At 57.3% G+C, this 18,423-nt stretch carries 23 protein-coding genes; 7 read left to right on the top strand and 16 right to left on the bottom strand.

Going from position 1 to position 18,423, the window contains the following annotated elements; genetic code table 11:
- Nucleotides 1–158 precede the first annotated feature (158 nt).
- Both PY308_RS05430 and PY308_RS05425 read right to left on the bottom strand, forming a co-directional pair.
- A complete protein-coding gene (locus PY308_RS05430) occupies nucleotides 159–1,172 on the bottom strand; it encodes an acyltransferase family protein (RefSeq protein ID WP_275789050.1) in 1,014 nt (337 codons plus the stop codon).
- Nucleotides 1,169–2,479, bottom strand: a complete 1,311-nt coding sequence (locus PY308_RS05425) for an O-antigen ligase family protein (RefSeq protein WP_275789048.1) — start codon at nucleotides 2,477–2,479, stop codon at nucleotides 1,169–1,171. The genes PY308_RS05430 and PY308_RS05425 overlap by 4 nt, the downstream gene beginning before the upstream one ends.
- 425 nt (nucleotides 2,480–2,904) lie before the next feature.
- Here PY308_RS05425 and PY308_RS05420 point away from each other — a divergent pair, with 425 nt between their 5' ends.
- The 3 genes from PY308_RS05420 to PY308_RS05410 all read left to right on the top strand — a co-directional run bounded on the left by PY308_RS05420 (nucleotide 2,905) and on the right by PY308_RS05410 (nucleotide 4,337).
- The gene (locus tag PY308_RS05420) at nucleotides 2,905–3,141 is read left to right on the top strand and encodes a helix-turn-helix domain-containing protein (protein ID WP_275789047.1); all 237 of its coding nucleotides are present in this window, start codon (nucleotides 2,905–2,907) and stop codon (nucleotides 3,139–3,141) included.
- Between the two features lie 148 nt (nucleotides 3,142–3,289).
- Complete coding sequence (locus PY308_RS05415) at nucleotides 3,290–3,694, top strand: hypothetical protein (protein ID WP_275789045.1); 405 nt, start codon at nucleotides 3,290–3,292, stop codon at nucleotides 3,692–3,694.
- A 148-nt stretch (nucleotides 3,695–3,842) separates the two neighbouring features.
- Nucleotides 3,843–4,337, top strand: coding sequence for a BON domain-containing protein (locus PY308_RS05410; protein ID WP_275789043.1), 495 nt, complete (start codon nucleotides 3,843–3,845; stop codon nucleotides 4,335–4,337).
- Between the two features lie 138 nt (nucleotides 4,338–4,475).
- On the opposite strand, the gene PY308_RS05405 is transcribed toward PY308_RS05410, so the two are convergent.
- The 4 genes from PY308_RS05405 to PY308_RS05390 all read right to left on the bottom strand — a co-directional run bounded on the left by PY308_RS05405 (nucleotide 4,476) and on the right by PY308_RS05390 (nucleotide 7,951).
- The gene (locus PY308_RS05405) at nucleotides 4,476–5,729 is read right to left on the bottom strand and encodes an NAD(P)/FAD-dependent oxidoreductase (protein ID WP_275789042.1); all 1,254 of its coding nucleotides are present in this window, start codon (nucleotides 5,727–5,729) and stop codon (nucleotides 4,476–4,478) included.
- Nucleotides 5,730–5,742: 13 nt separating this feature from the next.
- On the bottom strand, nucleotides 5,743–6,243 hold the full coding sequence (locus PY308_RS05400; protein WP_275789040.1) for a TIGR00645 family protein: 501 nt from the start codon (nucleotides 6,241–6,243) through the stop codon (nucleotides 5,743–5,745).
- Nucleotides 6,244–6,385: 142 nt separating this feature from the next.
- Nucleotides 6,386–6,550 (bottom strand): DUF1328 domain-containing protein, encoded by a 165-nt coding sequence (locus tag PY308_RS05395; RefSeq protein ID WP_275789039.1) that lies wholly within the window; start codon nucleotides 6,548–6,550, stop codon nucleotides 6,386–6,388.
- Nucleotides 6,551–7,027: 477 nt separating this feature from the next.
- A complete protein-coding gene (locus PY308_RS05390) occupies nucleotides 7,028–7,951 on the bottom strand; it encodes a PRC-barrel domain-containing protein (protein WP_275789037.1) in 924 nt (307 codons plus the stop codon).
- A 311-nt stretch (nucleotides 7,952–8,262) separates the two neighbouring features.
- On the opposite strand from PY308_RS05390, the gene PY308_RS05385 reads away from it, so the two are divergent.
- Both PY308_RS05385 and PY308_RS05380 read left to right on the top strand, forming a co-directional pair.
- Entirely contained in the window at nucleotides 8,263–8,418 is a 156-nt protein-coding gene (locus PY308_RS05385; RefSeq protein ID WP_275789035.1) for a DUF3309 family protein, read from the top strand.
- Nucleotides 8,419–8,462: 44 nt separating this feature from the next.
- The gene (locus PY308_RS05380) at nucleotides 8,463–8,711 is read left to right on the top strand and encodes a YMGG-like glycine zipper-containing protein (protein WP_275789033.1); all 249 of its coding nucleotides are present in this window, start codon (nucleotides 8,463–8,465) and stop codon (nucleotides 8,709–8,711) included.
- Nucleotides 8,712–8,793: 82 nt separating this feature from the next.
- On the opposite strand, the gene PY308_RS05375 is transcribed toward PY308_RS05380, so the two are convergent.
- A complete protein-coding gene (locus tag PY308_RS05375) occupies nucleotides 8,794–8,985 on the bottom strand; it encodes a NepR family anti-sigma factor (protein ID WP_275789031.1) in 192 nt (63 codons plus the stop codon).
- A 231-nt stretch (nucleotides 8,986–9,216) separates the two neighbouring features.
- Here PY308_RS05375 and PY308_RS05370 point away from each other — a divergent pair, with 231 nt between their 5' ends.
- Complete coding sequence (locus tag PY308_RS05370; RefSeq protein WP_275789030.1) at nucleotides 9,217–10,008, top strand: response regulator; 792 nt, start codon at nucleotides 9,217–9,219, stop codon at nucleotides 10,006–10,008.
- Nucleotides 10,009–10,049: 41 nt separating this feature from the next.
- Here PY308_RS05370 and PY308_RS05365 read toward each other — a convergent pair whose 3' ends face one another.
- Together PY308_RS05365 and PY308_RS05360 are read right to left on the bottom strand one after the other, a co-directional pair.
- Nucleotides 10,050–11,186 carry an AI-2E family transporter gene (locus PY308_RS05365; protein WP_275789029.1) on the bottom strand — a complete coding sequence of 379 codons (1,137 nt, stop codon included), beginning with the start codon at nucleotides 11,184–11,186 and terminating at the stop codon, nucleotides 10,050–10,052.
- Nucleotides 11,187–11,352: 166 nt separating this feature from the next.
- On the bottom strand, nucleotides 11,353–11,523 hold the full coding sequence (locus PY308_RS05360; RefSeq protein WP_275789028.1) for a hypothetical protein: 171 nt from the start codon (nucleotides 11,521–11,523) through the stop codon (nucleotides 11,353–11,355).
- Between the two features lie 186 nt (nucleotides 11,524–11,709).
- Between PY308_RS05360 and PY308_RS05355 the strand changes: the two genes are divergently transcribed.
- Nucleotides 11,710–12,045, top strand: a complete 336-nt coding sequence (locus tag PY308_RS05355) for a hypothetical protein (RefSeq protein ID WP_275791024.1) — start codon at nucleotides 11,710–11,712, stop codon at nucleotides 12,043–12,045.
- A gap of 71 nt (nucleotides 12,046–12,116) precedes the next feature.
- On the opposite strand, the gene PY308_RS05350 is transcribed toward PY308_RS05355, so the two are convergent.
- The 7 genes from PY308_RS05350 to PY308_RS05320 form a co-directional block, all read right to left on the bottom strand.
- Nucleotides 12,117–12,461: a RidA family protein gene (locus PY308_RS05350; RefSeq protein ID WP_275789026.1), complete on the bottom strand. Its 345-nt coding sequence runs from the start codon at nucleotides 12,459–12,461 to the stop codon at nucleotides 12,117–12,119.
- A gap of 111 nt (nucleotides 12,462–12,572) precedes the next feature.
- Nucleotides 12,573–13,400 (bottom strand): dipeptide ABC transporter ATP-binding protein, encoded by an 828-nt coding sequence (locus tag PY308_RS05345; RefSeq protein ID WP_275789024.1) that lies wholly within the window; start codon nucleotides 13,398–13,400, stop codon nucleotides 12,573–12,575.
- Entirely contained in the window at nucleotides 13,397–14,251 is an 855-nt protein-coding gene (locus PY308_RS05340) for an ABC transporter ATP-binding protein (RefSeq protein ID WP_275789022.1), read from the bottom strand. The genes PY308_RS05345 and PY308_RS05340 overlap by 4 nt, the downstream gene beginning before the upstream one ends.
- A gap of 102 nt (nucleotides 14,252–14,353) precedes the next feature.
- Nucleotides 14,354–14,479 (bottom strand): hypothetical protein, encoded by a 126-nt coding sequence (locus PY308_RS05335; protein ID WP_275789020.1) that lies wholly within the window; start codon nucleotides 14,477–14,479, stop codon nucleotides 14,354–14,356.
- Nucleotides 14,479–15,369: an ABC transporter permease subunit gene (locus PY308_RS05330; RefSeq protein ID WP_275789019.1), complete on the bottom strand. Its 891-nt coding sequence runs from the start codon at nucleotides 15,367–15,369 to the stop codon at nucleotides 14,479–14,481. Before PY308_RS05330 ends, PY308_RS05335 begins: the two co-directional genes overlap by 1 nt.
- 9 nt (nucleotides 15,370–15,378) lie before the next feature.
- A complete protein-coding gene (locus PY308_RS05325) occupies nucleotides 15,379–16,383 on the bottom strand; it encodes an ABC transporter permease subunit (RefSeq protein ID WP_275789017.1) in 1,005 nt (334 codons plus the stop codon).
- Between the two features lie 91 nt (nucleotides 16,384–16,474).
- Nucleotides 16,475–18,070 (bottom strand): ABC transporter substrate-binding protein, encoded by a 1,596-nt coding sequence (locus PY308_RS05320; protein WP_275789016.1) that lies wholly within the window; start codon nucleotides 18,068–18,070, stop codon nucleotides 16,475–16,477.
- Between the last annotated feature and the right edge of the window lie 353 nt (nucleotides 18,071–18,423).

The following is an 18,423-nucleotide window of genomic DNA, read 5'->3' as shown; positions in this document are numbered from 1 at the left end:
GTATCATCGTGATGCGATGCGAGACTACCGCAACGCCACATTACCCATGACAACTGATGGGGGACGTTAACGGCGGAATAATTTGTCCCAACCTGGATCATCTGATCCGGTCTGGATCAACGGGATGCATGGTTTTGGCACGCATGCGCCTGCCTTGTTCAAGCGTTTTTTGCCTGAACGGCTTTGGGCGATGTATTCGGCCTGTTGGAGCGCAGCAATTGCGTCAGCGGCCGCTCCAATCCGACATAGGCAATCGAGCCGGCAATCACCCCCGCAACGACAGCGGCGGGAAACAGGATACCAGAGCCGATTCCGGCCGCCATGCCGAATTTGACAAGCACGGAGATGGCAAAGGTGTGCCAGATGTAAACCGAGTAAGATGCGTCGCCGAGGAACGCCAATGGCCGCCACCGGCCGACCTTGCCGGCTGCTTCCAGCGCCAGGATTCCCGAAACCAGAGCGATGGCGAGCGGGCCGCATTTGAACGCATCGAAGGGAAGCTTGAATATTTCGAGCCCTGCAAATCCGGCAAGAGCGGCGGCGACCAGCAGCATGCCTGTACGAGGGCCTGGCACCCTGCCCGTCAACCAGAGCTGTCCAATCAGCATGCCGGCGACGAATTCGAGCATGATGGGACGGGTATAAGTCAGGAAAAGCGCATTCCCGGTTTCGAACAGTCCCCCGGCGAGCACCAGAAGGACGAAGAAGGCGGCGACCGTGGCAAGCCGGAAGCGGCGCGGGAGAGTGAGAGACAGCGCGAAGACGAGATAGAAGAAAATCTCGAAATTCAGCGTCCAGCCCTGTACGAGAACAGGCCAGATTTCGCCGTTGCTGGGCGAGCGAGCCGGGATGAACAGCAGGGAGGCCGCAAGATGCTGGACAGTTACCACCAGATTGGGAAAAAGACCGGCAAGGCCTCCGGCCACCATGACCAGCGTCGCAAGCCAGTAGACAGGCCCGATGCGCCGGATACGCTCGACGAGAAATGCCAATGGCGTCAGTGGCCGCCGGTCGCTGATGACCCACATGATGAAGCCGCTGATGACAAAGAAGACATCCACGCCGGCAGCGCCGATGGCGAAGTGATGCCCGGTCTTTTCGGCGGCGTGAAACACCACCACGGCCAGCGCGGCGAAGGCCCTTAGATACTGGATGCCGTAGATGGTCTTCATCGCGCCGGTCTTTCGAAGAGGCTGGAAAGCCCGACGCTGCGCAGATGCGTATCCTCTGGCATCGGCGCGAAGGCGCGGGGTTGCGCCTGAGATGCGCGATGTGCTGGCAAGGTCAGTCGCCCCGCCGCAAAATAGAGGAGAAACGAGCCGACATGGTAGGGATTGAGGGTATCGACCTCCACGAAGGCACGCATCAGCAGCAGGATCGCAACGCCGAAGAGTATCGAGGACTCTGTCGCTACCTTTTGCGAGAGCATCCGGCCGAGATGGCCGATGACGGTGACCAGCAGAACCGAACACAGCAGCAGCAGGCCGATAAACCCGGTTTCCACCATCGTCTCGATGAAGGTATTGTGGAAGTGGAAGCCGCTGCGCGAACCGATATAGAACTCTTCCCAGAGCCGTTCGGCCTCGGCAAAACCCTGTACCCAGTAAGCCTGGTAGCCAACGCCGATCAGGGGGGTGGCTCCGGCCGCCTCTATGCCCTGCTGCCAGAGGTAGGTACGGCCCGTCAATGTCGAGTCCTTACCGAATATGCCAAGGACGCTATCGACGGCGCCCCCGTAAATTGCACCCACGACGCCAACCACGCCGACAATCGCGACCGCCACGAACACCGTCTTGCGGGTTTGCGGTGACAAAGGAGCAAGGACATGCAGACCAAGGCTGATACCGATGACCGCAACCGTGGTGAGCGCCGAAGTCGCCGATTGGGACGCGTAGAGACAATAGGCCGACATCAAGCCAACGGCTGCCGTGGGAAAAATCCAGATGCCCCGGTCGCGCAACAGGAAAACGCAGGCAAAAGCAAAGTAGACGCCGAGCGAGGCATAAAAACCGAGCTGGTTCTTGGACGCAAAGGCGCCGACGAAACTATAGCCGCCATCGAGCGGATCGAGGTGGTAAACGCCGAACAGCAGCGAATAGGCCAGGACAATCCCGGTCCCGGCGATCAATCCCCGTGTCATGCTGCGCGTATCGATGACCCGCATCGCAATGACGGCGCAGACGACATGCGAAAAATATTGAAGCCCGGCCCTGACCGTCACCCCGGGCGCGGCCGACCAGGAAAAAGACAGACAGGCGAAAATCGCAAAGGCGAAAAGCCAGGCATAGCGGGCGGGATTGCCCAGGACGCCGCGGTAATCCACCAGCAGCAGAGGCAGCCAGAGGGCATAGTAAAGCAGAATGGACGCCTGGCCGAAACGGGCCGAATAGGCAAAGACGAACAGCGACAGGGCAAGCGCCACGATCGCATAGGCACCGTTGTCGCCGGCAGTGATAAGGCTGGCTTTCGCAATTTTCACATCCGGTCCTCGAAATAAGGCCTGCCGCGCACGCTGCGGCGACCGCTTCACTCCGCCGCAAACCGTATCCGGAATTTGCAGGACGTCGCCCCGATCGGTCGACGACCGGAAGCAAGAGAACACAACGTCTCACGCGCTTTTACCCAGCAAGCATAGAACAGGGCCTTGTGCATCGCAACAACTTATGATGCCACCCCCTCGCTTGCACTGCCGCGAAACTTGATTAATCTATTGTTTTTAAAAGAAATTTTTTCCCATAGAGCTTACAAGATCCCGCAGTTTTGAAATGGCTTGCATCGCCACGGTTTAGACTTATATTGCACCGCACTCGAGCAGCGCCAGTTGCATCCGAGAAATGCATATCACCGCAAGTCACCTTCACGTGCCGACCGCCTTGCCGGTGCGAACAACCGAAGGAGTTGTTTATGACCATTCCACTTCCATCGTCCGACTCCATGCCGCTGCAGCGTCTCGACGCTGGAAACGTTGTCAAACGCTTCCGGGAGGCATCAGGATATAGTCTTGAAGATCTCGCAGTTACCTGCGGCCTGACGGACGTCGAAATCCTGAAAATAGAAAAGGGCGAAGACACGGATTCCGGCAGGCTGAAGCGCGTCGCAGCAGCGCTTCAAATCCCTGCTGCAACCTTCGAACCTCTGTAAGCTCTTATGGCGCCGTACCGATGTACGGCGCCTGTTTCGGCATAAGCACCCCCCTTTCGCGGGAACCTATCCTTCAGAACGACGTTTGTTAGGCAGTTGCCTAAACCGTATTCAGGAACAGGCTCCGTTTCTCGAAAGGACGACTGCCATGAATCAACGTTTTGATCCCAGCGACAACCGCAATGCAAATCCCGGAGTGCTTCCGGGCGGACTGGCAAGCCCGCAGATTAATCCGACGGTTGATCCGCTGAACAATCAGCGGGTACCGGACGATATCGCGCCGCGCTCTTCGAGGTCGAAATGGCCTCTTTTGATAATTTTGCTGGCTGGCGTCGTTCTGGCCCTGCTGGTCTGGCTGCCCTCGGAAATGGGGACGGATGACACTGCGACGCCTGCTGCGACCGAGCAGACGACCGATACCCCAGCTGGAAACACGGCTGTAACGCCTGACCCTACGACAACCACACCAAATGCAACCCCGGCGACCCCCGATACGCAGACCCCGGCAACGGGTACGGGTACACAGACGCCGGCCACCGGCACGGCTCCGTAACTGAAAAGACTATACAAATAGCGAAGGACGGTGCCGCTTGCGGCGCCGTTCTTCGTTTGCTTATCACACGTCCCGGAATGCATTTTTATTGAACCAATTGCCTCTCTGGTCGTTTCCTTGGGTAATTGGGACTAGTGAGGATTGAGCCATGATCGAAAAAAACCCCGACAGCATACGGCGCGAAGAAGATTATCGTGACTACGAAGAGCGCGACATCAATGACGGCTGGCCTTATGCGGACGCTACTCCGGGATCCGAAGCGAAAATCGGCAATGGCGCGTATGGCGAGGCTGATGAGAATTTTGATGAAGCCGGCAATCCTGGCTTCCAGCGCAGTGACGATACGGTAATCAAGACAAGCAATATACCCGATCTTGTGGGCGATGACCCCTCAGCTGACGTTGATGACGACGCGCTGGAAGAGGCAATCGCCGAAACCCTTTCAGACCGGAACATCGATATGAACGGCCTAGAGATCAAGGCGAGCCGGGGAGTCGTCGAATTGACCGGTACGGTTGATTCGACCGAAGATCGTCGAAAAGTGGAGCGGCTGGTCTCGGCGGTTCTCGGGGTGGTTCGAGTTCGGAGCCAGTTGTCGACTCTGGGCGTTGACACCGGCATCCCGGGCGACTGGGACGACTGATCGGGTCTCGGAGGGCTCTTTCCCTGGTGTCTCAGGTGAAAGAGCCGGGAGTCAATTCGCGCTGATTGGCGGATGACCCGTTGGTACCCAGCCTTCGAGCAGTGCCGCCCCCCCCCGGTCCCTTCCGGCGGCCTTTGATCAGGCAACGAAGCGATGGGGTCTGTAGGGTTTGATGTCGATAATCGTTTTTTCGCCCGTCATTGCCTCGGCCAGAGCCCGCCCGGTAACCGGTCCAAGCGTCATGCCGTGATGCGCGTGACCAAAGGCAAACCACAAGCCCTCATGGCGCGGAGCCCGGCCAATGATCGGCATCATGTCCGGCGTGCACGGGCGAGCCCCCATCCAGGGCTCCTCGTCGCGCCGTTCCGAAAGTGGAAAGAACTCCCGCGCAACCCGTTCGGCACGCGTCAGCTGCACCGGCGTTTTGGGCGCATCGCGGCGGGCGAACTCGGCCCCGGTGGTGAGGCGGACACCTCGCAGCATGGGGGCCAGAAAATACCCCTTCTCGGCGTCCAGCACCCAATTGTTGAGCGTTGCGCCCTCCTGCATACCATAATGCATGTGATAGCCGCGTTTGACGGCGAGCGGGAACCGATAGCCGAGTTTGCGCGTGACGGTATCTGCCCAAGGGCCGAGCGCAACGACGACTTCCTTGGCTTCCAGCGGCCCCTCCGGGGTTGCGACGCGCCACCCGGCGCCTTCCAGAACATGCTCGAGGGTCGCTGCATCCCCTGACACAAGGCGGCCACCCAGCGAGAGAAAATAGGCAAGATAGGCTTTGTTCAAACTGTGCGGATCGCGGATCGACCAGGGATCGGTCCAGCGCAGACCGCCTGCAAGATCAACCTTGATCGATGGCTCAGCGGTCTTCAGGTCGCTGCTGGACAGCTTCTGGTGATTGACACCAAAGGCGGAAGACAGTTTTTCGGCATCCCTGTAAGCGATGTCGCGGGCGGCCTCCGTGCGGAAGACCTTCATCCAGCCGTCCTTGCGGATGAGATCACCGGCTCCTGATGCGTTGATGAGATCCTCATGCTCGGTGATCGAATTCTCGATCAGTGGCGCATACATCGAGGCTATGTTCTCATGCTGAGTAAAGCCGGAATTCCACCAGTACCGCAACAGGAAAGGCACAAGGCCCGGAAGGGCGCGGACATGATAATGCGCGTCTATCGTGTTGTTCAGGGCATAGCGGAACAGCGCGCCGAAATCATGCGGGAAACCATACGGGAAAACACCTTCCCTCTGGATCAGACCCGCATTGCCAAACGAGGTTTCTTCGCCGACGCCACGCCGGTCCAGCAGCACGACCGATTTGCCACGCCGTGCCAGATGAATGGCAGTCGAGAGCCCGACAATACCCGCGCCCAGTACAACGACGTCCGTTTTCATTTGCTGCCCCTGTTCACTTCTTCAGCCCGTTCATGATCTGCTCGAGAAAGCCCAGCATAAGCGCGGAGACGACGAAGGCAATGTGCATGATTGTCGCCCACATCAGTTGTTGGCTGGAATATTGCTGGGTGTTCAGGAAAATCTGCAGCAGATGAATTGAAGAAATGGCAACGATGGATGAGGCGACCTTGATCTTGAGACTGCCTGAATCGAGCTTTCCGAGAAACGAAACTTCCGCGTCGGCTTCGTCGAACCGGCTGACGAAATTCTCATATCCCGAGATCATCACCATAACGATGAGGCTGGCGACCAGCGCCGCATCGATCAGGCCCAGCATGGCAAGGATCATCTGCGCATCGTCGTAAACAAACACTTGCGCTGCAACCTTCAGAAATTTGTACGCGAAAGAAACAGCGTAAATGCCGAGCGCCGCAACCAGGCCCAGATAGAAAACGACGAGGAGCCAGCGGCTCGACAAAATGATCCTTTCGATAACAAGTTCGAGCGACTTCATGCGGCTGAGACTCCGGTTTTATGGCAAAGCAAGGCGCCATGAATATCCAAGGCGCCTTTCCCGGGCAAGGCAATCGTCAGCAACACGCAAACGAAAAAGAGCGCCGCTTCCGCGACGCCCCCTTCATAAGGATAAAGCGCGTTTAAGTTCGACGCATCAGGCCAGCGATCAGCGAGATTACGAGGAAGGCAAGAAACAGGAAGAATAGAATCTGCGCAATACCCGCAGATGCGCCTGCAATACCGCCAAACCCCAACACGCCTGCGATGATGGCGACAACGAGAAAGATGAGAGCGTAATAGAGCATCGAACGTCTCCTTGGCTAATTTCCTGAAGAGGAAACGCTATCGCCATAATTTTCGTTCCATCAGAACAGAAGACTTCTTTTGGATTTTAAACCGGTCATTAACTATACATAAGAGAAATGTCTCGAATTGACACGGATCGTTCCCGAGCTTGACGGAACCTTCCGCTCTCACGCAACGTTCTGCAATGACATCGACATGCGAGACAGCAGAATGACCGTATCGACCGCAAACATCTGGAAATCGGCAACAGCCGCTGTGCGACAGCCAGTCCGAGCGAGAGAAGGCAATCTGCATATAGGCAGAACCTTGCAGGACCTCTATCCCATTCAGGACGTCTCAGCGGAACAGGACCACTTGGCCGCCCTTTTGAGTCAACTTGAAGCGGTCGAGAAAATGTCGTGAAAACAACTGGGAGCCGGCGTTGAAAATTGAAGTGTGAGAACGGAGCCGTCTTAAGAGGCTCCGTTTTTCGTATATCAACTGCGCGGCGTGCTCAGGGTAATACGAGCAGGATTTTGCTTGTAAAGCTCGGCGTCGTAGGCAGGCTGGTTTTCCAGCTGCGCCCGCGTGAACGGCGAGTAGATGACCATCTTGCCGTTTGAATCTGCCAATACCTGAACGCTTGCGGCGCTCATGGCGACAGGCTTTTCGCCGATGCCGAGAAAGCCGCCGACATCGATGACATAAGTCTCAATCTTGCCGTCCTTTGCCAGAATGACGTCCCCGATATTTCCGAGATCTGTATCATCCGCAACCTTGACTTCAACACCCATCATTTTTTCCGCCACGATCGCGGCGGGATCGACAGGTACGAACTCCGGTGGAGGATTGGAGACCGTTGTCCCCGGATCGATGGGGGGCTTTTCCGGGTCGGTCATCTGAGGCGTCGTTCCACCGGAAGGTCGGGCCGTTTGCTCGTTCTCGGACGATAACGGCTCCGCAGTTACTCCCTTGTTTTCGCTTTCCGGAACAGCCGCGGCAACACCATCCGTTGGCGCAATGCGCTCGAACTCGGGGGCGACCTGCAATTCCTCCTTCGTCGCCGAAACGACCATGATGCGTTGGCCGTCTCGGTTCGACCACGTGACCCGGTCGAAGCTGATCGCCACGTCCTTTTCCCCAATCCCGAGGAAACCACCAACGCCGATGACCAGAGCCTGGGCGCCGCCGCTTGGGGCGATGACTACGTCGTTGACGTTACCGATCGCCTCACCCTCCTCGTCGGCTCCGGAATAGACTGTCTTGCCCATAATGCTGCTGACCAGAACCTGGTCGGAGGCGGCGGAAAGGTAATCCGTCGTCTGCTTTGCCGGGTCGGCTTTGGACCCCGTTGCCTGCGCCAATGCGGTTGTAGAGGACAGCACGGCAAGCGCACTGAAAGCGATGAAAATGCGGTTCATGACGACACTCTTTAAAACTGGATTGAATCCGGTCCATTCCTTCCGGGCCGGATTGGCGCCATTGGGCTCCGGGTTCCGCGGGTGTCCGCGCTGCCTGCAATAACTGCCGCAGGGGAAGCGCGCGACAGCAAGATAAGTTCCACATTTCACGCTGGAACGACCGTCACCGAAACCCAATGTCCCCCGCGCTCGTCTGGGGATCGCGGCATCGCCTCAGAAACAAAGCAGGCGCTGGAACAAAACTTCGTGAGCGGCGTTTAGATCGCGGAACCCGGTGGCTGTGAAAGGCCTGAACTCAAAGAGGAAATACCATGCTCGGCACGATTCTCGTGATTGTCCTTATTCTTTTGCTGATCGGCGCGCTTCCGAATTGGGGCTACAGCCGTGGTTGGGGTTACGGACCGTCAGGCGGTCTCGGCTTGGTCGTCGTCATACTTCTCATTCTCGTGCTGATGGGCCGTATTTAACCGGTCGAAACAGATGTTCATCGCTCCATAGGTAGGAAGCCACCATGAAAAAGATTCTTCTCGTAACTGCACTCATTCTTCCGCTTGCAGCTTGCACGCAGACTGAAAAAGGCGCCGGCATAGGCGCTGCGTCCGGCGCGATTATCGGCGGTGTGGCAACAGGCAATGTGCGTGGCGCTGCAGTCGGCGCTGCAGTCGGTGGTGTCGCCGGCGCGCTGATCGGTAATGCCAACGAGCCGGGCCGCTGCATCTACCGCGACCGGTATGGTCGTCGCTACACGGCAGCGTGCTGATCAAGCCACCGATACGACAATAAAAAACGGGCTGCGGCCCGTTTTTTTGTTTCCCGTCTTTGGATTCTCAGGTGAGTGAGCTTCAGTCGAATTTCTGTTCGGCTTTGTCCAGCTTGGCGAGAAGATCAAGAAATATATCCGGGATAGGCTCTTGCTCAACCTCCCTGTAAAGCGCTCTCAACTTCAAAGCAATCTGGTTATTCGCGTCCATCATGCCGCCTTCAGTTCCGACTGCCGTCCGGGCAGATCGCCGGTCTCTGGGGGTATCGCTCATCGCCGAGTTGCACTCCTGCCCTGTGCGGGAATTGTCGCATTGCGTATTCCAATTTGATACGCCCGACTCATTGTCATTTTCCAAATTGCAGACATTTTTTCAGACTCTGGCGAGATCATTCCGCTTCAAAACTTCCCATAAACCATAAAACATGTTCAAACCAACGCCTTGTCAGACTCGCTAGTAGCGTCGAGTTCAATTCTGAAACTATCATACTGAAGGAAGTCGCGAATGTCACTTTCCATGCGGATTGCAGCCCATCTTCCGTATCTGCGCCGGTTCTCACGTGCCGTTACCGGATCGCAGGCATCCGGAGACGCTTATGTGGCGGCAGTCCTGGAAGCGCTCATCGCTGACATCACACTTTTTCCAAAAGGCACGAATGACAGGGTCAACCTGTTCAAACTGTTCTGCTCGCTGTTCGACACCGTAAGCATAAACTTACCGGAAAGTGCTTCGCCGTTCAGTTGGGAACAGCGCGCCTCGGCGAATCTTTCCAACCTGCCGGCAGCTGCTCGCAAGGCTTTCCTGCTTGTGTCCGTCGAGGGTTTTTCACCGGATGAAGCGGCAGAGATACTGGATGTCCCGGCCGAAAGGGCGGTGGCGCTCCTTCGCGAGGCCTCAGATGATATTTCGCGGCAGGTGGCGACCGAAGTGCTGATCATCGAGGACGAACCGCTGATTGCCATGGATATCGAGGACATGGTGACGAGCCTCGGTCACAAAGTATCCGGTATTGCGCGTACGCATAGCGAAGCCATGGCGCTTTTCGAAAAAACATCGCCAAAAATGATTCTGGCCGATATTCAGCTGGCTGACGGTAGCTCCGGCATCGACGCCGTTAACGATATCCTTCGCAATAACACCCTCCCGGTCATCTTCATTACAGCCTTCCCTGAGCGATTGCTGACCGGCACCAAGCCCGAGCCGGCATTTCTGGTGACGAAGCCGTTCAATCCGGACATGGTGAAGGCGCTCATCAGCCAGGCGCTATTCTTCGACGAGAAGGGCCGCTCGAACTGAGCAGGCCACACAACTGTTTTTAGAGCAAGGGGGTGCAGACATCACCCCGGCAACTGGCGTTCGACCGGTTGAGTCCGCACCTCGTTGAAAATGGTCATGGCGATCAAGGATAGGGGCAGCGCCAGCATGGCGCCGACTGCGCCCCACATCCATGTCCAGAAGATGATCGCGACGAAAATCAGGAACGGATTGATTTCCAGCCGGCGTCCGAGGATGGCCGGCGTCACCAGGTTTTCCATGACCAGATGCAGCAAAAAGAAGCCTATTGCAGGCGCAAGAGCCAAAAGGACGCTATCGTGCGTCATCAGGCCTGCAATGGCCAATGCAAGCGTCATTGCCGTCACGCCGAGATAAGGAATGAAGCTGGATACAAAGGCAAAAACGCCCCAGAGCGGCGCCATGGTCAAACCGCCGGCGAAAGCGATCGTTGCGGTTATCGCGCCGAGCACGACGTAAATCACGCTTGCTGTCGAGAAGTAGAAACCGATCGCATTTTCTGTGGCATTCATGATCCGGATGGCTGCAAGCCGGCGGTCGCGTGTCGCAAACGCAAGGATGATGGTCTTGCGCAAATGAGAGCGTCCGATCAGGAAGAGACTAAGCGCCGCGAGAAAGATCAGAGACTGAACGAAGGCCGGCGTGACCCCTGCCGCGAGAAGACCGAGCATGGCACCCGCATTCTGGATGGCCACGTCCGCAATCGCCTTCTCGTCGGCACCCGCAATCGCCGTTCGCGCCCATTCGAACCTTTGGAGATAGGGGAGGACCCGTTCGATGGCACCTTCAACCAGGGCTGGAGCTTGCCCGGCAAGGGTGGTCAGCGGTTCAATCAAAAAATTGATCAGGAAAAATAGCCCGACGACGAAAATCAACGCCAGCAGGAGTCCGCCCAATACGGGTGGCACACCGAAGCCGGCCAGACGGTCGGCAGCAAGGCCCAGGACCATGCCGACAACGATGGCCAGAGTGATCGGCATCAAGATCGACTCCATCATATAGATGACTGTCGCCGCAAAAATTATGAAGGTTCCGACAACGCTCCATGCAACGACGAGGTCGAGCCCGGTTTTCTGTGCCGTCTCCGGTATTGCCGCCTCCGCTGCTTTTGCTTCAAGTTCAGCTTGTCGCAGCCGTTGTTGTCGCTTGAAAAGCTCTCGTCCCGGCAAGGCAGCACTCATATTGTCCACTCCACTGTCCCCGAAGACCGGCGATATCGTGTTTCTAAATTCTTCGCCAGCCCTTGGTCACAAAGGGCAGGCCAACAGTAGCCGGTTACAGTCTGCCGAGTGGTTCTTCATGTTTTGAAGCGTCTAAAATCCTTCGTTTGAAGAAACTTTATGACGCTTAGTACCGTTCTGGAGGAAAGACATGCAACGTCAACGAAAACAGACCGAGACCCAGAATGACGACAATCAGCGTGTTGGCAACGTCCTCGGATGTTGCCGGGAAAAACCCAAGGCCAAGAGCGAGGATGGCGAGCAGGAAAAGGCTTACCCTAGGCAACCAGTACAGCATGGTGCGCTCCTTCGTTTTTACAGGATTTGAAAGTAATCGTCTGTGAACGCGGAAGTACATGACTTGTTCCTTTATGCCGCTGAATAAACGGCAACGGAAATATAGATAACATCACAACAGGGCACGGAGACCGTCATGAAAACACTGCTACTTGTTTGCCTGGGGGCCGCAGTTTCGACAGGTGCTATGGCTGCCGACGCCGGTCCGTTGAAAGAAGCGGATATTCGGGAACGCATCGTTGGGAAAACCATCTATCTTGCTGCGCCGATGGGAGGCGAGTTTCCGCTGAATTATCGGTCGTCGGGCGAGGTCGATGGAAATGGCAAGGCGCTGGGGCTGGGGAAATTCATTAAACCGGCTGACAAGGGCCGCTGGTGGATCCAATCCGACAAGCTCTGCCAGCAGTTCCAGACCTGGTATGATGGCGCGAAAATGTGCTTCGACCTCACGGCGACGGGGCCGTCCAAGGTCAAATGGGTGCGCGACAACGGCGAAACCGGCACAGCGCGCATAGGCGACTGATGTGAAACGGACCGCCGTCTCCTGAAGACGGCGGCATGATTTGTAGGAAATGCCAGATAAGAGGCAGCTGCTCAGAGCGCTGCGACGACGATAACTTCCACGAGATAATCGGGTGTTGCAAGCTTGGCTTCGCCGGTCGCGCGCGCGGGCGTGTTCCCCTGTGGCACCCATTTGTCCCAAACAGCGTTCATCTTCGGGAAGTCGACCATGTCGGCAAGCCAGATCGTTGTCGAAAGGATCCGGCTTTTGTCCGTACCTGCCAAAGCCAGAAGACGATCGACCTCGGCGAGCGCCTGACCGGTCTGGGTCGCCACATCGTCGCCGGCTTTGCCGACTTGGCCGGCCAGATAGACCGTACCGTTGTGTACGGTCGCTTGGCTCATGCGCGGGCCAGTTTCGAAGCGTGTGATGTCCATTTTGAAATCCTCATGGTTTGCGGCAGGCCGCGTCGTGATAGGTGACGGCACGGTGTCTAGCGCAGATTTCCTGCGAGCGAAACCACCGAGCCGAGGAAGTGCCGGCCTGTATCAGGCAGCGTTTTTTCTGGCGAGCCTTGCCTTGATGCTGTCGACATCGGCACGCGGGGTCGCTGCAAAAAGTGTGCGCGTATAATTGTGCTGGGGATCGCTAAAGACCCGCTCGCGGCTGCCATATTCCACCGCCTCGCCGTAATACATCACCATAACGTCATCGGCGATGTAACGCACGACCGAAAGATCATGACTGATGAAGACATAGGTCAACTGAAACTCGTCCTGGAGATCGGCGAGCAGATTAAGAACCTGCGCCTGCACCGAGAGATCGAGCGCGGATACCGGCTCGTCCAGCACCAGAAGCCGCGGATTGAGCATGAGGGCGCGGGCAATGGCCACGCGCTGGCGCTGGCCGCCTGAGAACATATGGGGATACCGGCCGTAGTGCTTCTCCTCAAGGCCAACCTTCTTCAGCATGGCGAGCGCTTTTTCCCGGCGCTCGTCGGCTTTCATCTTCGTGTTGATGATCAACGGTTCGGTCAGGATCTCGCCAATTTTCTTGCGCGGATTGAGCGTGCCATAGGGATTCTGGAACACGATCTGCACCTTCCGGCGCATGTCCGGCGTCAGACGCTCCTTGGCGATATCGACCTTTTGACCGTCGATGAACATGTCGCCCGAGGTTGCCGGATCGATCATGGTGACGATACGGGCGAGCGTCGATTTTCCGCAGCCGCTTTCGCCGACGATGGCCAGCGTCTTGCCCTGCTCCACCGAGAAGCTGACGTTCTTGACGGCGTGAACGGTTCTCGCCTTTTTAATCAAGCCTCCCGGAATGTGGTAATCGCGGGTCAGGTTGCGGGCTTCGAGAACAGGGGTCATCGCGCTGCTCCTTCAAAAATCTGGTCGTCGGTCAGGAACTCGGCGATGGTCGGAAGCCGGTCGCCAGTGGCATTGTCCGGCAGGGCCGAGAGCAAAGCGCGCGTATAGGTGCTTTTCGGGGCCTCGAACAGCGACAGGACATCAGCCTCCTCGATCTTGCGGCCTTTGTACTGGACGATAACGCGATCGGCCGTTTCTGCGACGACGCCCATATTATGCGTGATGATGATCATGCCCATGCCCTGTTCCGCCTGCAGCCGCATCAGGAGATCGAGGATCTGCTTCTGGATCGTCACGTCAAGCGCGGTGGTTGGTTCGTCGGCAATCAGGAGCTTGGGGTTGCAGGACAGGGCAATCGCGATCATCACACGCTGGCACTGGCCGCCCGACATCTGGTGCGGAAAATGGCCAAGCCGTTCGGCAGCGTTTGGAATACCAACAAGATCAAAAAGTTCGATCGCGCGTTTCCGCCGCGCTGCCTTGTCGAGCCCGAGATGGATGCGCAGCACCTCTTCGATCTGGAAACCGACGGTGAAACAGGGATTGAGGCTGGCTATAGGCTCCTGGAAGATCATCGCAATGTCCTTTCCGACGATCTTGCGACGGTCGGATGACGACATGCCAAGCAGGTCGATGCCGTTGAACTGCAGCCTGTCGGCCGTCACCTTTGCGGTCCAGGGCAGAAGTCCCATGGCAGCCAGCATGGATACGGACTTGCCGGAGCCGGACTCGCCGACGATCGCCAAGACCTCGCCCGCATCCACCTTTAGCGAGACGCCATTGACGGCGCGAAAGGGACCGGACGCCGTCTGAAATTCGACAACGAGATTTTCTATTTCAAAGAGTGACATGAGTTTTCTACCACGAATGAATATATAGATGTGACTTCGATGCTGCGGAGACAAACGCCATGATAAAGGGTAAACCGTAACCCATCGCAGATCCTCGTCCGATCACGGGGCAGACTGGCCCTCGTCCGGGGTATTAAGAGGCGTTTCCGATCCGAGTGATAGGTCGAGCGCCTTGATCGACCTGCGCGCTGCGTCGACCAAAAACTTCTCCATTTCGATCAAAGTCATCAGGACCTCTTCAGCTTGGGATCGAGCGCGTCACGCAGGCCGTCGCCCATCAGGTTGATGGCAAGAACGGTGATCAGAATGGCAAGGCCGGGGAAGGTCACGACCCACCAGGCGCGCTGGATGAATTCGCGCGCTTCAGCCAGCATCGTGCCCCATTCCGGCGTCGGCGGCTGGGCGCCCATGCCGAGAAAGCCGAGCGCTGCGGCATCGAGGATTGCGGCCGAGAAGGCTAGCGTCGCCTGGACGATCAGCGGCGCCAGGCAGTTGGGCAGAATGGTCAGAAACATCAGGCGCAGGGTACCGGCGCCTGCGACCCTGGAGGCAATAACGTAATCCTTGCTTCGCTCGGTCATGACCGCAGCGCGGGTCAGGCGCACGAAATGCGGCAGGTTGACGAGCGAAATCGCAATCATCGCATTGAGCAAGCCCGGCCCGAGAACCGCCACCAGCACGAGAGCGAGAAGCAGCGATGGAAAGGCCAGGATGATATCCATGACACGCATGATGATGGTGTCGGTGCGGCCGCGGAAATAACCGGCCACCAAGCCTATGATGACACCGGACAGGACCGAGATGCTGACGACGACGACGCCGATGAACAGCGAAAAGCGCGCGCCATAAATCAGGCGGGACAGGATATCGCGCCCGACAGCGTCAGTACCTAAAAAATAGGCGAACTTGCCGCCCTCCATCCACCCTGGGGGCAGGAGGAGACCATCGCGGGACTGTATGCTCGGATTATGCGGCGAGACGATCGGCGCAAAGACTGCCAGCACCAGGATGATCGTGAAGATCACCAGACCGATGACAGCGCCCTTGTTGCGCGAAAAATAGAACCAGAACTCTGAAAGTCCGGTCGGCGGGGTGGTTTGGGCTTCGATAGCAGCCATCGGAACCTCCTAGTGCCGGATGCGGGGGTTGATGAGCCCGTAAAGCACATCGACGATGAGATTGACGATCATGATGACGGCGGCGATCAGCATCAGTCCGCCTTGCACGACCTGATAATCGCGTTTGAACACGGAATCGACCATCCACTTGCCGATACCCGGCCATGAGAAAATGGTTTCCGTCAGGATCGCGCCTGCCAGGAGTACGCCGACCTGGAGACCGATGGTGGTGACGACAGGGATCAGCGCATTGCGCAGGGCATGCACGCCGATGACCCGGAAGGGAGACAGACCCTTGGACCGGGCGGTGCGAACATAGTCCTCGCCCAACACCTCCAGCATGGCAGACCGGGTCTGGCGGGCGATGACCGCCAGCGGGATCGTCGCCAGCACGATGGTCGGCAGGATCAGATAGGTGACGGCGGACTTGAAGGCGCCCGCCTGCCCTGAAATCAGACTGTCGATCAGCATGAAACCGCTCACCTGCGGGAAGAAATACATCAGCGAGATACGGCCGGAGACGGGTGTCCAGCCGAGATAGCCCGAAAAGAAGATCACGAGCAGCAGGCCCCACCAGAAAATCGGCATGGAATAGCCGATCAGCGCGGTTCCCATCAGTGTCTGGTCGAGCCAGGTTCCGCGCTTGACCGCTGCGAGAACGCCGGCAGGAACGCCGAGAAATACGGCGAGAAGAATGGCGCAGATGGACAATTCGAGCGTTGCCGGAAACAACTGCAGGAAATCGTCAAGCACGGCCCGCTTGGTAACGATCGAGCTACCAAAATCGCCCTGCAGCAGATTGACGAGATAATCAAAATACTGCGCATAGACCGGCCGGTCGAGACCGAGTTCGGTCATCAACAGGGCATGGCGCTCAGGAGACATAACCCGTTCTCCCGACATCAGCATAACCGGATCGCCCGGCAGCAGACGGATGAATGAGAAAGCAATGATGGAAACCCCGATAAAGGTCGGGATGAGGACGGCCAGACGTCCGAAAAAGAAGCGCAACATGGGCGGTCAGTCCAATTGTGAAAACCGGCGGCCCGAAAAATTCGGACCGCCGGCACCTTAGCCGTAACGGAGCGGCATCAATGATGGAAGGTTACTCCGCGATATCGACGCCGTCAAAACGGTGAATACCGAGCGGATCCATGACAAAGCCGGTGACTTTCTTGCTCATCGGAACGAAGACGAGCGAATGGTCCAGCGTGTTCCAGGGCGCTTCCTTCTTGAAGATCACCTGCGCTTCTTCATAAAGCTTGGTGCGCTCTGCAACGTCGGCGGTCGCCTTCGCCTTGGTCATCAGGTCGTCGAACTCCTTGTTGCACCACTGAGCGCGATTGTTGCCACCGACGGCATCGCAACCAAGCAGCGTGTCGAGGAAGTTGTCCGGATCGCCGTTGTCGCCGGTCCAGCCAAGGATGGCCGCACCATCGCGGTCCTTTGCGGAAGACAGCTTCAGATACTCGGCCCATTCATAGGAGACAATTTCGACGGTGACGCCGATTGCCGCGAGGTCAGACTGCATCAGTTCGGCTGCACGGCGCGCGTTCAGCATATAGGGACGTGCCACCGGCATGGCCCAGATCTTCATCTTGAGATCCTTGACGCCGGCGTCTTCCAGCATCTTCTTTGCTGCTTCCGGATCGAACTTGTCGTCGACAACGGCATCGTTATAGGACCACATCGTCGGCGGAATCGGGTTCTTGGCAACTGTGGCGGCGCCCTGGAAGACAGCGTCCACGATCGCCTGCTTGTTGACGGCCATATTCAGCGCCTTGCGCACTTCCGCCTTGTCGAAGGGTGCGACGAGCGTATTATAGGCGAGATAGGAAACGTTGAGGCCTTCCTGCTCCAGAACCGTCAGGTTCTCGTCCTTCTTCAACTCGGCAACGTCGGCTGCGTTCGGGTAAGGCATGATATGGCATTCGCCTGCCTTCAGCTTTTGCGCCCGGATAGCTGCATCGGTGGTGATCGCGAAGACGAGATCATCGATCTTCTGGACGCCGCCCCAATAATCGGGATTGGCCTTGTAGCGGATCGCGGCATCTGTCTGGTAGGCCACGAATGTGTAGGGCCCCGTGCCCAGCGGCTGCTGGTTCAACAACTCCATCTTGCCATCGGCGGCCAGCTTGTCAGCATACTCCTTGGAGAGAATCGAGGCGAAATCCATGCCGAGATTGGCAAGGAACGGCGCTTCGGCCTGCTTCAGCTTGAACTTGACCGTGAGATCGTCAACCTTGGTGATCGACTGGATCAGATCCGGAAAGCCCATGCCGGAGAAATATTCCCAGGAAGCGCCGGCAACATATTTGTTCCACGGATTGTCGGTCTTGTACTGACGCTCGAACGAAAAGATGACATCGTCAGCGTTCAGTTCACGGGTCGGGGTGAAATAGTCCGTGGTCTGGAACTTGACGCCGGGACGCAGCTTGAAGGTATATTCCGTGCCGTCCGCGTTTACATCGTAGCTTTCCGCAAGCCCGGGTTCGATTTCGGTCGACCCATGCTTGAACTCAACCAGACGGTTATAGACGGTGCGTGACGAAGCGTCGAAGGTCTGGCCGCCGGTGTATAGACCCGGATCGAAGCCTTCAGGCGACGCTTCGGAGCAATAAACGAGGGTCTTGGACCAAGCGGAACCGGCCAGCAGCGTGGCGATTGTGGTTGCCGCAAGGAGGGTAGAGAGCTTTTTCATGAGTTCGTTTCCCAGTTTTGTTCTTGTTCTCATATTTTTCTGACGCAGAACGCCGCCGCTCCGGTCAAGCCCGGATGGAACGACATTTGCCTCGCCATTGCAATAAGCATCTCCGGAAAATTGTCCAATTGGAAAATTATCCTTTGAAAAATGACATGGCGTTATGCAGCGATTTTTTTAGAAAACCGGATCACATGCTGTCCGGATCCCGAATAGAGCGAAGCGTGACGCTTCGGCGGCAGCGACAATCATGAGCACGGGCTGCCCAGCTTTTAATCTGCCGGTCGTGTCGCCCTGAGGGTGAACATCTCGCTCCTTTGCCGCAACACCTTGGCTGACGCCCATCTATTCCA

The organism is Pararhizobium gei, assembly GCF_029223885.1.
Classification (GTDB): domain Bacteria; phylum Pseudomonadota; class Alphaproteobacteria; order Rhizobiales; family Rhizobiaceae; genus Pararhizobium; species Pararhizobium gei.
Note: the sequence above shows the minus strand (reverse complement) of the source record. Positions and strands in the feature narration are given on the sequence as shown.